Origin of the sequence: Polaromonas sp. UC242_47, assembly GCF_044452385.1 — a bacterium.
Classification (GTDB): domain Bacteria; phylum Pseudomonadota; class Gammaproteobacteria; order Burkholderiales; family Burkholderiaceae_C; genus Polaromonas.
On record NZ_JBIOAO010000001.1, the window covers coordinates 2957538 to 2969938 of the forward strand.

Here is a 12401-nt window from a genome sequence, read left to right on the forward strand (position 1 = left end):
AAGGTGCTAACGGGTGTCAGGCCGCCTTCTTCAGCGGCAAAACGGCGGTGTGGCTGGCGAAATGATCCATCGCGGCCAACACACCCGAACCGGCGAGCTTGACGCCGGCCAGCTTGAGGCCCATCTCGCAACCCGACAGCGCCGCCATCAGGGTCAGGTCGTTGCAATCGCCGAGGTGGCCGATGCGGAACATCCGGCCCTTGAGCTTGCCCAGGCCGGTGCCCAGCGAGCAGTCAAACCGTTCGTAAATGATTTTGCGCACCACGTCGGCGTCCACCCCTTCAGGCGTCATCACGCCGGTGAGCACGGGGGAATACACCGCCGCATCGGCGCACTGGATCTGCAGGCCCCAGGCCTTGACCGCGGCGCGCACACCTTCGGCCCAGCGCTGATGCCGCGCAAACACCACGTCCAGCCCATGCTCCAGCAACATGTCGCAGGCTTCGTTGAGGCCGTAAAGCAGGTTGGTATTGGGTGTCGATGGCCAGTAACCGGTCTTGTTCATCTCTATGATTTCGTCCCAGGCCCAGAAGGCTTTCGGCAGTTTGGCGGTTTTGCTGGCCTCCAGGGCTTTGGCAGACACCGCGTTGAAGCTGATGCCGGGCGGCAACATCAAACCCTTTTGCGAGCCGCTGATGCTGACGTCCACGCCCCAATCGTCATGCCGGTAGTCGGCCGAACCCAGGCCGGAGATGGTGTCCACCAGCAGCAGCGCCGGGTGTTTGGCGGCGTCGATGGCCTGGCGCACGGCGGCGATGTTGCTGGTCACGCCGGTGGAGGTTTCGTTGTGCACCACACAGACGGCCTTGATGCTGTGTTGGGTGTCGGCCTTGAGCCGCTCTTCGATCAAATCGGCGCGCACGCCGTGACGCCAGATATCGGCACCCGGGCTGCTCATGACCTCGGTTTTCAGGCCCACACGCGCCGCCAGTTTTTGCCACAAGGCGGCAAAGTGGCCGGTTTCATACATCAACACATGGTCGCCGGGGCTCAGCGTGTTGGCCAGGGCCGCCTCCCAGGCGCCGGTGCCCGAGGCCGGGTAAATCACCACGGGCTGTTTGGTCTTGAAGATTTTCTTGATGTCCGCCAGCACTTTCAGCCCCAGCGCGCCGAACTCGGGGCCGCGGTGGTCGATGGTGGGCAGGCTCAGGGCACGCAAGATGCGGTCCGGCACCGGCGACGGGCCGGGAATTTGCAAAAAGTGACGGCCGGTGGGGTGAAAGTCAAGCATGAGCATAAACAGGTTCTCCGATGAATATTCGCCATTTTTTGCATACAAAATTCATTTGTCAACCATAACAAGGGGAAACACTGGGTTTGACATGCAAACTTTTTGCATACAAAATTTATATATGAGTGCTGAAATCATCCCTATCCCGCGCGCCGCCCTGCATGAGCAGGTGGCGCACCGCCTGCGCCAGATGCTGGTCGAAAACCGCATCGCGCCTGGCGCCAAACTCAATGAGCGCGAGCTCAGCGAAATCCTCAATGTCTCGCGCACACCGCTGCGCGAGGCCATCAAGATGCTGGCCGCCGAAGGCCTGGTCGAGTTGCTGCCCAATCGCGGCGCCATCGCGGTGGAGTTGTCGGAAGCCGACATCCTGAACACCTTTGAAGTCATGTCCGGGCTGGAGGCCCAGTCCGGCAGCCTGGCCGCCGAACGCATCACGGAGGCCGAACTCGACGAAATCAAGGCCATGCATTACGAGATGTTGGCGGCCTACACACGGCGCGACCTGCCCGCTTATTACCAGCTTAATTCCGCGATCCACCGCGCCATCAATAGCGCCGCCAAAAACCCGGTACTCACCGCGACCTACAACCAGGTCAACGCGCGGCTGCAGGCCCTGCGTTTTCGCTCCAACCAGGACGGCGACAAATGGCGCACCGCCGTGAAAGAACATGAACAAATGATTGACGCGCTGAGCAAGCGCGACGCGGCCGCCATGCGCGCCGTGTTGCTGGCCCACTTGGACAACAAACGCGATGTGGTGGTGGAGCAACTGCGCGCAGCCAAACAAACGGCCAAAGCATGAACGCGCCCCTGCCTTTGAACGTAACGCGGGAAACCGCGGCCCACGCCTACGAAACTGTGGCCCAGGTGAGCAACGAAGTGGCCGGACGGCTGGCGGCCAGGCTGGCCGCCGAGACCAGCGGCGAAGTCTTGTTTGCCCCGGCCGACCGCGGCCGTTATGCGACGGACGCCTCGATCTACCAGGTGATGCCGGTCGGTGTGTTGGTGCCGCGCAGCACGTCCGACGTCAAGACCGCGCTGGACATCTGCCGCGACCTGGGTGTGCCCATCGTGTCGCGCGGCGGCGGCACCAGCCAGTGCGGCCAGACCGTGGGCACCGGGCTGGTGATAGACCATGCCAAACACATACGCAACATCATCGATGTGAACGTCGACAAACGCACGGCCGAGGTCGAACCCGGCATCGTGCTGGACCATCTCAACGCCGCGCTCAAAAAACACGGGCTCTGGTACCCGGTGGACGTCTCCACCAGCGCGCAGGCGACCCTGGGCGGCATGGCCGGCAACAACTCCTGCGGCAGCCGCAGCATTGCCTACGGCAACATGGTGCACAACGTCTTGGGCGCAGAGGCCTGGACCTCCGACGGCCAGTTGTTGCAACTAGGCAGCTATGCCAACAGCAGCGGCAAGGCGCGCGAGTTAGGCACTTATGTGCGCAGCCTGGCCGAGGAGTTGCAACCGGCCATCAGCCGGCTCTGGCCCAAGGTCATGCGACGTGTGGGCGGCTACAACCTGGATATTTTTGACCCGCGCAGCGAGCGGCCTTACACCAGCGACGGTTCGGTCAACCTCGCGCATTTGCTGGTCGGCAGCGAAGGCACGCTGGCACTGACCAAGTCGTTGACTTTGCAACTGAGCGAGTTGCCCCGCGCCAAGGTGCTGGGCGTGGTGAATTTCCCGACCTTTTACCGCGCCATGGACGTGGCGCAACACATCGTCAAGATAGGCGATGGCAGCCTGACGGCGGTCGAGTTGGTGGACCGCACCATGATTGATTTGTCGCTGCAGAATCCGGCGTTTGCACCGACGATTCGCAGCGCGCTGATCGGCCAGCCGGCCGCGATTTTGCTTGTGGAGTTTTCGGGCGCGAGCAAGGCCGAACTCTTGCCCCAACTCAAACGCCTGGGCGAGTTGATGGGCGACTTGCTGCTGCCCGACTCTGTCGTTGAAATGACCGAAGACGCGCCGCAAAAAAACCTCTGGGAAGTGCGCAAGGCCGGGCTCAACATCATGATGAGCCTCAAGGGCGACGGCAAACCCGTGAGTTTTATCGAAGACTGCGCCGTGCCGCTGGAGCACCTGGCCGAATACACCGACGCCTTGACCGAAGTCTTCAAAAAATACGGCAGCAAAGGCACCTGGTATGCCCACGCCTCGGTCGGCACCCTGCATGTGCGGCCCATTTTGGACATGCGGCGCGAAGGTGCGCCCAAGATGCGCGCGATTGCCGAAGAAGCCTCCGAGCTGGTGCGCAAGTTCAAGGGCGCTTACAGCGGCGAACATGGCGACGGCCTGTGCCGCGGCGAGTGGATAGAGTGGCAGTTCGGCCCGCAGATCAACGAGGCTTTTGCCAAGATCAAGCAGTTCATGGACCCGCTGGGCCTGCTCAGCCCCGGCCGCATGATCAACCCGCCCAAGATGGACGACACGCGGCTCATGCGTTTTCCGCCCAGTTACAAGGTCATCCCGATCAAGACCGCACTCGACTGGCAGGCCTGGGACGTGCAGAACGATCCGGCCACCGAACAGACCAGCGCCCCCGGCAGCGGCGGCGACCCGGCACAAGGCCTGGCCAAAGCCGTGGAGATGTGCAACAACAACGGCCACTGCCGCAAGTTTGACAGCGGCACCATGTGCCCCAGCTACCGCGTCACACGCGACGAAAAACATGTGACCCGTGGCCGCGCCAACACCTTGCGCCTGGCACTCTCCGGCCAGTTGCCCGGCATCCAGGCACAAGACGCCTTCACCAGCGAAGCCGTGCAGGAAGCCCTGGACCTGTGTGTGGGCTGCAAAGGTTGCAAACGCGACTGCCCGACCGGCGTCGACATGGCCAAGATGAAGGTCGAGTTTTTGCACCACTACAAGGCCAAACACGGCTACACCTTGAAGGACAAACTGGTCGCCTACCTGCCGGACTACGCCCGCTGGGCCAGCCGTTTTGCGCCGCTGCTGAACCTGCGCGACAAAATCCCCGGCCTGGCCGGATTGAGCGAAAAACTCATCGGTTTGTCCGCCAAACGGACCTTGCCGCAGTGGCAGACAAAAACCTTTTTCAACTCCGCGCCGCGCAGCGCCAGCCGCGATGAGGTACTGGCCGCCAGCAAACCGGTGGTGTTGTTTGTCGACACCTTCAACGGTTATTTTGAGTCCGACAACGCCAGTTCAGCCTTGAAAGTGCTTCAAGCCGCCGGCTACACTGCGCACGTAGCTACCAAAACAGTAGCAGACGGCAAACAACTGTGTTGCGGCCGCACCTTTCTGGCCAGCGGCATGGTGGACCAAGCCAAGGCCAAGGCCCAGGAACTGGTGAACGCCCTGCTGCCTTTTGCCGAAAAAGGCATCGCCATCGTGGGCCTGGAGCCCTCTTGCCTGTTGACCATGCGCGACGAGATGCTGGTCATGGGCCTGGGCGAGGCGGCGCAAACCATCAGCGGCCAGGCCTTGCTGTTTGAAGAGTTTCTGGCGCGCGAAGCGGCGGCCGGCAAGCTCGAGCAACTCAAAGCCCAGCTGCAGCCTACGGCGCAAGCCATCCTGCTGCACGGCCACTGCCACCAGAAGGCCTTCGGCGCGGTGAGTCCCATCCTCGACGTGCTCAAGCTGATCCCCGGTGCCCAGCCCGAGCTGATCGAGTCCAGTTGCTGCGGCATGGCCGGCAGTTTTGGTTACGAAGCCAGCCATTACGAGGTCTCCATGCAGATGGCCGAACTCAGCCTGCTGCCGGCAGTGCGCCAGCAACCCGACGCCATCGTCGTGGCCGACGGCACCAGTTGCCGCCACCAGATCCGGGACGGCGCCCAGCGCGAAGCGATTCACGTGGCGGTGTTGATGGCGCAGCAGTTGCGGCCTTGATACTGCGCGGTCGCGACACCATGCCGCGACCGCCCGTCCAGCCTCAAAGGTCCAGCGTCAGACTGGTGCTGTGTGCCCGGGAGCAGCAAGGCGCAAACTGGTCGTTGCGCGACTGCTCCTCCGCGGTCAGAAACATGTCCCGATGATCGGGCACACCCGCCAGCACACCCGTCAAGCAGGTGCCACACACGCCCTGCCCGCACGATATGGGCAGGTGGATACCTTCGCGGGCGAGCGCATCCACCACACTTTCTCCTGCCGCCACCACATGGCGTTTGCCGGTGCTGGCAATACAGACTTCAAAAGCACCTTGTGGCAATGTCGAGGGTGCGGCGGAAAAATACTCGTAATGCAAACGTTCCTCCGGCCAGCCGTGATCCCGGGCCGTCTGGAGAACATGGCCGAGAAAACCCGCAGGCCCGCAGGTGTACAGGTGTGTGCCGGCAGGCGCAGCCTGCAAGGCGGCGGCCAGGTCAAACTTCCCCGCCTGGCCATCTTCGTCGAAGTGAAAGTTGACGGCCTCGGCAAACGCCGACTGCGCGATGCGATGCCGGAAGGCGGTACGTGCGCGGGATCGCGTGCAATAGTGCATGGTGAAAGCGGCCTTCGCGTTCGCCAGACGCTCCGCCATGCTCAGAATCGGCGTGATCCCCACACCCGCGGCAAGCAGCAGCGAGTGCTGTGCCTCCTGCAGCAATGGAAAATGGTTGCGGGGCGGGCTGATTTTCAACGTCTGCGCCAGTAACAAACCATCATGAATGGCCACAGAGCCGCCGCGTGATTGCGGCTCCCGCAAGACCGCCACCTGGTAGCGGTGCCGCTCCGACGGGTTGTTGCACAGCGAATACTGACGCACAAAACCGCCGACATGAAGATCGATATGGGCACCCGCGCTAAACGGCGGCAAGGGTTCGCCAGACACACTCGCCAGCTCCAGCGAACAGATGTCCACGGCCTCAATGGCCTTGCGGACCACGCGAACCTCGATGAGATTGTTCTGCATGCCGACGTGTAGCTCAGGCCTTGCCAGGCACGGGCGTTTCGGCCGCCACGGTGTTGATCAGTGTGCCCACGCTGCTGACCTCCACCTCCACCGTGTCACCGGCACGCATGAACACCGGCGGTGTGCGTTTGAAACCGACGCCACCCGGCGTGCCGGTCACGATCACGTCGCCAGGCTCCAGCGGAACAAAGGTCGACAGGTAGCTGATCAGGCGTGGAATGGAGAAAATCAATTGCGCCGTGGTGGCCTGCTGCATCACTTCGCCGTTCAGACGCGTGGTCAGAGTCAACTCCTGCCCATCGGCAATTTCCCCGCGTGTGACCATCCAGGGGCCGAAGCCGCCCGTCGCCGGAAAGTTTTTCCCCGGCGTCCATTGCGTGGTGTGGCTTTGCCAATCGCGGATGGAGCCATCGTTGTAGGGCGCATAACCGGCGATGTGGCCCCAGGCCTCGTCTTCCGGAATACGGCGGCCGGCGCGGCCGATGATGACGGCGATCTCACCTTCGTAATCGAAACGTTCCGACTCCGGCGGCAGCAACAGCGGCTCGTCATGACCGATCTGCGAGGCGGCCAGCCGCAGGAACACCGTGGGCTGCGCGGTCTTGTCGCGATTGGCCTCGATGCGGTGTTCGTCGTAGTTCAGGCCAATGCAGAAAATTTTGGCGGCATCCGGGATGACGGGCAGCCAGGCAACGTCTTTGGCGTCTATGCTGGCCGGATGTGATGCGACCAGCGTTTCAATCTCATCCGGCGAGAACTGCGCCAGCGCGCTGCGCAGCGTGGGTGCACGTCCCTGAAAAGCCGCCTGCAGGTCCACGATGCGGCCGTTGATGAGGGCGCCCCAGCTGGGAACGCCGCGAAAGGAATAACTCAGAAGTTTCATGAAGAACAGAAAAAAAAGGGGCAGCGGAAAGCCGCTGCAACAGACCAGTCAGGCCGGATGAAAAAAAGGAACGTCAGTCAGTCAGTCGTCACGCCAGCGGCCTTGACGATTTTTCCCCACTTGTCGAATTCAGCCTTGAAGAAGGTGCTGAACTGCGCGGGTGTACCGCCACGAACCACGGCGCCCTGAGCCGCCAGGGTGTCGCGCAGGCCTTTGTCTTCCAGCACCGCGTTCAACTCTTTCGACAATTGCGCGATCAGCGGCTTGGGGGTGCCCGCCGGTGCCAACACACCGAACCAGGTCCCGGCCTCGAAACCGGTCACGCCGGCTTGCTGCATGGTGGGCACATCGGGAAACTGCGGTGAACGTTCGCTGGAGGTGATCGCGATCGGACGCAACTTGCCACTTTTGGCCAGAGGTGCGGCGGTGCTGAACACATCGAACATCAGGTCAATCTGCCCGCCGACCAGATCCACCAGGGCGGGCCCGCTGCCTTTGTAGGGCACATGCACCATGTCGACCTTGGCCAGTGTCTTGAAATACTCGCCGGCCAGGTGGGCCGCACTGCCGTTGCCGAAAGAGCCATAACTCAGCTTGCCGGGCCGGGCTTGTGCGTCCCGAATCAGATCGGCAACGGTGTTGACCTTCAGTGCAGGGTTGACGACCAACAGCAGCGGCTGCGTTGCGACGAGTGTGATCGGCTCAAAACCTTTCACCGGCTCATAACTCAGCTTGGGGTAGGTGTGAGGCGTCACGGTCAGCGGACCGGCGGCACTGAACAGCAGCGTGTAGCCGTCGGCCGGCGATTTGGCCACCAGGTCATGACCCAGGGTACCGCCCGCCCCGGCGCGGTTTTCCACCACCACCGGCTGGCCCAGACGAATGGACAGCGACTGCGCCACCAGCCGGCCGGTCTGGTCGGTAGAGCCACCCACGGCATAAGGAATGATGAGCTTGATCGCCTTGTTGGGATAAGCCTGGGCCTGGGCCGCGCCGCTGAAGGCCAGGCCGCAAGCCAGAGGCAGGGCCAGGGCCAGGCGAAATACACCGCGGCGCGCTCGAGAAAAATCAGTAAAAGGGTTCATGTCTTGTCTCCTGTTAAGTGTGATGGGTGCGGCCGTCAGGTGGCCGCTACGCCGGCCGTGTTGGCCGTGACACGTCCGACCGGGTCACCAAATCGTTCCCGCATGACCTGTTCAAAGGACACGCCTTCGGCGGCAAACCAGCTGCCCGAACGCAGCCTGTAGGCCTCGTGTTTGAGCGGTGCCTGCGGTTCGTTGCCGGCGGCGAGGGCCTTGGCGCCGCTCAACACGGCACGGCGAAACCGGACCACCGCCGCGTCCGAGGGCGACAGATGCTCCTGCGTTCGGTCCGCAATGCCGCCCTGGCTGTCCTGGATCATGGCGTCCTGCTCGGCCACGCCACGCACGCCGGTGAAACTGATGTGTTTCTGCTGCTGCCGGTCAATCAGGTATTCATTGCTGCGGTTGCGGATGGGAATGAACTTGTCATCCACTTCGGCGATGACACCATGGCCGCCCTTGAATTTCAGGATTTCCTCTTCCGTCAGTGGCCGGTCGGGGTTCCACGCATAGGTGTAGATCCAGCAATTGACATCATCAATCGGCACCCAGGTGTAGCCGAAATGCGTTTCCCCCGGCAAGGTGGACGGTGTGGTGCTGTGCGCGGGCAGCGCAAACTGGGCGCTGCGCCAGTAACGCGTATCGCCTTCGGCCTTGCGCGCGCCGCCCACCACAAAACCTACCTCGTGCTCAAGAATGGAGAACTTCGGCAGCGGGTCGTCACGGATCCAGCGCAGGCGTTTTTCATCGGCAGGTGCGTCCGGGTTTGCGTTGGACGGCACACCCGTCGCGGGCATGTGCAGAAAGGAAAAATGCGAGGTGTCCAGCGCACCTTCGATCGATTGTGCCCAGTTGCATTCCTGCAGCTTCTTGGTCACATAGCGGTGCGAGGCGGGCAAGGCACCAAACTCAAGCTCGGGCACCTCCGGCAAGACCCGGTCCCAGGGATCGGGGCCCATGTAGGCCCACACGACATCGCCGTACTCGCGCGTCGGGTAGGCCTTCAGGCGAATGGTCTGGTGGTAGGCCGAACCGGGCGGCACATTCGGCAACTCGATGGGTTTGCCCTGCAGATCGAACTTCCAGCCGTGGAACACACAACGGATGGCACAGTTTTCGTTGCGGCCAAAGTACAGGTTGGCGCCGCGGTGCGGGCAGCGCGAATCCGTCAGCCCAACCACACCGTCGCTGTTGCGAAAGGCGACCAGGTTTTCACCCATGATGTTCACGCGCAGCGGCGCACCGTCGTTTTCGGCCAGTTCACGCGACAGCGCAACCGGCTGCCAGAAACGGCGGAAATATTGCCCCATCGGGGTCTGCGCACCTGTGCACGTCAGCAGTTCATTGTCGGCAGCAGTCAACATGGCAAGTCCTTTCAGTGGGTGGCTGTAGCCGCTTTGCGCGGGTCACGCAGGCCATAAGGCTTGCCCCAAGCCAGGGTGTCCAGCGTGTGGCCAGAGGGGGTGTATTCGCAGCCTATCCAGCGGTCCCAGCCCAGCTTTTCGATCAGGCCCAGCAGGTAGGGGAAGTGGATTTCTCCGGTACCGGGTTCGTGGCGGCCGGGCACATTGCCCACCTGGATGTGTCCGATGTGCGGCCAGGCGGCCTGCAGCCGGGCGGCAATGGCGCCCTCTTCCATCTGAATGTGGAAGGTGTCGAAACACAGCTTGACGTTGTCGCGGCCCAGCGTCTTGACCACCACCACACCCTCGTCAATGCGGTGGTACAGGAACTGCGGGAAACGTGCGCGGCAGCAGGGTTCCAGAATCAGGGTCACGCCGGCTGTTTTCGCCAGATCGGCGGCCCAGGCGATATTCGACAGGAACAGATCCATGCACTGGCGGCGGTCCAGCTCCGGCGTCATGTTGCCGGGCATGACGTGGATCATGGGTTTGCCGACCTGTACCGCGTAATCCAGTGCGGTACGTATGCTGGCCCGAAACGCCTCTTCGCGCCCCGGCAAGGCGGCCAAACCACGCTCGCCGGCATCCCAGTCGAAAGGCGAGAGGATTTGGACCAGTTGCAGCCCGTTGCCCTGCAGGCGCGCGGCGATTTCTGCCGCCGGGTAGTCATAGGGGAAAGCTACTTCCACACCCTGGAAACCGGCCGCAGCGGCGGCTTCATAACGTTCCAGCATGGGGACTTCGGTAAACAGCCATCTCAGGTTGGGATCAAAACGCAGCATCGTGGGGAAACTCCTTTTATGCCGGCATGGTAAGGTGCCCTCACTGTTTAGACAAACCAGCAATATTTAGTAAGCATTGAGTTTTATTAATGAATACAAGTCATGTCACCCTGCGCCAGTTGCGCGCGTTTCTCGCGATCGCGGATGCCGGCGGCTTTGCGGCGGCGGCGCGCCGGCTACACCTGACACCCTCGGCACTGAGTCTGCTGATCAAGGAGCTGGAAAGCAGCATGCATGTCCGCCTGTTCGACCGCACCACACGCAGCACGGTCCTGTCGCTGGCGGGCAGCGAGTTTTACCCGCTGGCGCGCAAGGTGCTGGACGACCTGGCGCTGGCGCTGGAAACCACGCAGGACCTGGAGCAAAAAAAACGCGGCACGGTGCGTATCGCCTGCACGCCGCTGTATGCGTCCACCACGCTGCCGGAACTGATCTTGCGTTATCGGCAACAGTACCCGGCCATTGCGGTCTATGTGCTGGACTCGCTGAACCAGCAGGCGCTGGCACGTGTGGTTAGCGGCGAGGCCGACCTGGGTATTGCACCACAACGGACCGCGCCGCCGGAACTGGTGCAGGAGAGCCTTTTTCGCGATCGCATGTGGCTGATCTGCCGGCCGGACCATGCACTGGCGGCACTCAAACGCGTGACCTGGGCGCAGGTGCTGCAGCAGCCTTTTGTCAGCCTCACCCGCGACTTCACCACCCGCCTGCAGGGCGATCTGTTCAAACATTCGGAAAAACTGGTGTTGAACCCGGCCCACGATGTCTCCTTCATCACCACCGCACTCGGCATGGTGCAATGGGGCCACGGCATCACGGCACAGCCCGGCCGCTCGCTGCCGCTGATCGCGCCTTTCGGCCTGGTGGCCAGGCCTATCGTGGCGCCTGTGGTGCACCGCCATCTCTCGCTCTTTTACAAACGCGGTCATGAGCTGTCACCGGCGGCGGCCAGCTTCAGGGAATTCCTGTGCCAGGCCATGGGCGAAGAGACTAACGCAACGACAAACGAGGCCATCTAGCCCCCGTCTATGCGTGCCGCGCGGCCGACAGGCTTCTTGCTGCAAAATACCGATCTTGTTTTCCACCCACGAAATGGAGTTCCTCATGGTCAGCTCACCCGGCACGCGTGCCCTCCGCACCTTGCGCAACGCCCTCACGCTCAGCGCCTTGTTGCTGGCCGGTGTGGCCCAGGCACAGACCGGCACCATCCGCTTGCTGGTCGGTTTTCCGGCCGGCGGCGGCACCGACGTGATTGCCCGCACCTTGGCTGAAAAACTCAAGGACCAGTTGGGCACGCCCGTGATTGTGGAAAACCGCGCCGGCGCGGGCGGGCAGATTGCCGCGCAAGCGCTGAAGGCGGCCCCGGCCGACGGCATGACCTTGTTCCTGACCCACGATCACACCGTGTCCATCCTGCCGCTGGTGACCAAAAATCCGGGCTTTGACCCGGCCAGGATTTTGTGGCGGTGGCCGGCTTTGCAACCTTTGTGAACGCCTTCGCCGTCGCCGGCGGCACGCCCGCCAAGTCCATGAACGAGTACGTGAGCTGGGTGCGCAGTACACAAGCCGGCAAAGGCAATGTGGGTGTACCCGCCCCGGCTTCGGTGCCCGAGTTTTTGGTCAAGCTGATTGGCCAGAAATACGCGCTGGACCTGCAGGCTGCGCCTTACCGCGGCAGCGCGCCCATGATCGCCGACATGCTGGGCAACCAGATTGGCGCCGGTGTGGGTTCCATCCCCGACTTCATCGAAAACCACAAGGCCGGCAAAATCCGCGTGGTCGCCGTCTTGGGCGGCACCCGCCAGGCCGCCCTGCCCGATGTGCCGACCTTTGCCGAACTGGGCCTGGCCGGTTTTGAAGACGTGCCGTATTACGGCATCTTCGCGCCCGCGGGCACGCCCAAGGCCACGATTGACCGTTTTGCCGAAGCCATGAGCAAGGTGGTGGCCATGCCCGACGTGCGCGAAAAACTCACTGCCATGGGTCTGACCGTGGGTTATATGTCGCCCCAACAACTGGCCGGCCGCGAACACGCGTATGCCCAGACCTGGGCCCGCATCATCAAGGCCAGCGGTTTCCAGGCGCAATAAACCTGGGCTGAGGGGGCTCTCGCAGTCGCTACTCTTTTGATAGCTGCTTGC

Annotated in this window: 9 protein-coding genes and 1 pseudogene; 4 read left to right on the forward strand and 6 right to left on the reverse strand. The window is 62.6% G+C overall.

Features of this window, described 5'->3' with window-relative positions:
- Positions 1-16: 16 nt before the first annotated feature.
- Positions 17-1237 (reverse strand): pyridoxal-phosphate-dependent aminotransferase family protein, encoded by a 1221-nt coding sequence (locus ACHMXK_RS14395; RefSeq protein WP_397441235.1) that lies wholly within the window; start codon positions 1235-1237, stop codon positions 17-19.
- A 115-nt stretch (positions 1238-1352) separates the two neighbouring features.
- On the opposite strand from ACHMXK_RS14395, the gene ACHMXK_RS14400 reads away from it, so the two are divergent.
- On the forward strand, positions 1353-2036 hold the full coding sequence (locus tag ACHMXK_RS14400; protein WP_397441236.1) for a GntR family transcriptional regulator: 684 nt from the start codon (positions 1353-1355) through the stop codon (positions 2034-2036).
- Positions 2033-5107 (forward strand): FAD-binding and (Fe-S)-binding domain-containing protein, encoded by a 3075-nt coding sequence (locus ACHMXK_RS14405; protein ID WP_397441237.1) that lies wholly within the window; start codon positions 2033-2035, stop codon positions 5105-5107. Before ACHMXK_RS14400 ends, ACHMXK_RS14405 begins: the two co-directional genes overlap by 4 nt.
- A gap of 43 nt (positions 5108-5150) precedes the next feature.
- Here the strand turns inward: ACHMXK_RS14405 and ACHMXK_RS14410 are convergent, their stop codons facing one another.
- From ACHMXK_RS14410 to ACHMXK_RS14430, 5 genes are all read right to left on the reverse strand, one after another.
- Positions 5151-6110: a PDR/VanB family oxidoreductase gene (locus ACHMXK_RS14410; RefSeq protein ID WP_397441238.1), complete on the reverse strand. Its 960-nt coding sequence runs from the start codon at positions 6108-6110 to the stop codon at positions 5151-5153.
- A gap of 13 nt (positions 6111-6123) precedes the next feature.
- Positions 6124-6993: a fumarylacetoacetate hydrolase family protein gene (locus ACHMXK_RS14415; protein ID WP_397441239.1), complete on the reverse strand. Its 870-nt coding sequence runs from the start codon at positions 6991-6993 to the stop codon at positions 6124-6126.
- A gap of 77 nt (positions 6994-7070) precedes the next feature.
- Positions 7071-8078 carry a Bug family tripartite tricarboxylate transporter substrate binding protein gene (locus ACHMXK_RS14420; protein WP_397441240.1) on the reverse strand — a complete coding sequence of 336 codons (1008 nt, stop codon included), beginning with the start codon at positions 8076-8078 and terminating at the stop codon, positions 7071-7073.
- Between the two features lie 35 nt (positions 8079-8113).
- Positions 8114-9439, reverse strand: a complete 1326-nt coding sequence (locus tag ACHMXK_RS14425; RefSeq protein WP_397441241.1) for a Rieske 2Fe-2S domain-containing protein — start codon at positions 9437-9439, stop codon at positions 8114-8116.
- An 11-nt stretch (positions 9440-9450) separates the two neighbouring features.
- Positions 9451-10260 (reverse strand): hydroxypyruvate isomerase family protein, encoded by an 810-nt coding sequence (locus tag ACHMXK_RS14430; protein WP_397441242.1) that lies wholly within the window; start codon positions 10258-10260, stop codon positions 9451-9453.
- 89 nt (positions 10261-10349) lie between these two features.
- Between ACHMXK_RS14430 and ACHMXK_RS14435 the strand changes: the two genes are divergently transcribed.
- Complete coding sequence (locus ACHMXK_RS14435) at positions 10350-11279, forward strand: LysR substrate-binding domain-containing protein (protein ID WP_397441243.1); 930 nt, start codon at positions 10350-10352, stop codon at positions 11277-11279.
- 85 nt (positions 11280-11364) lie between these two features.
- A pseudogene (locus ACHMXK_RS14440) lies at positions 11365-12350 on the forward strand (Bug family tripartite tricarboxylate transporter substrate binding protein).
- Positions 12351-12401 lie beyond the last annotated feature (51 nt).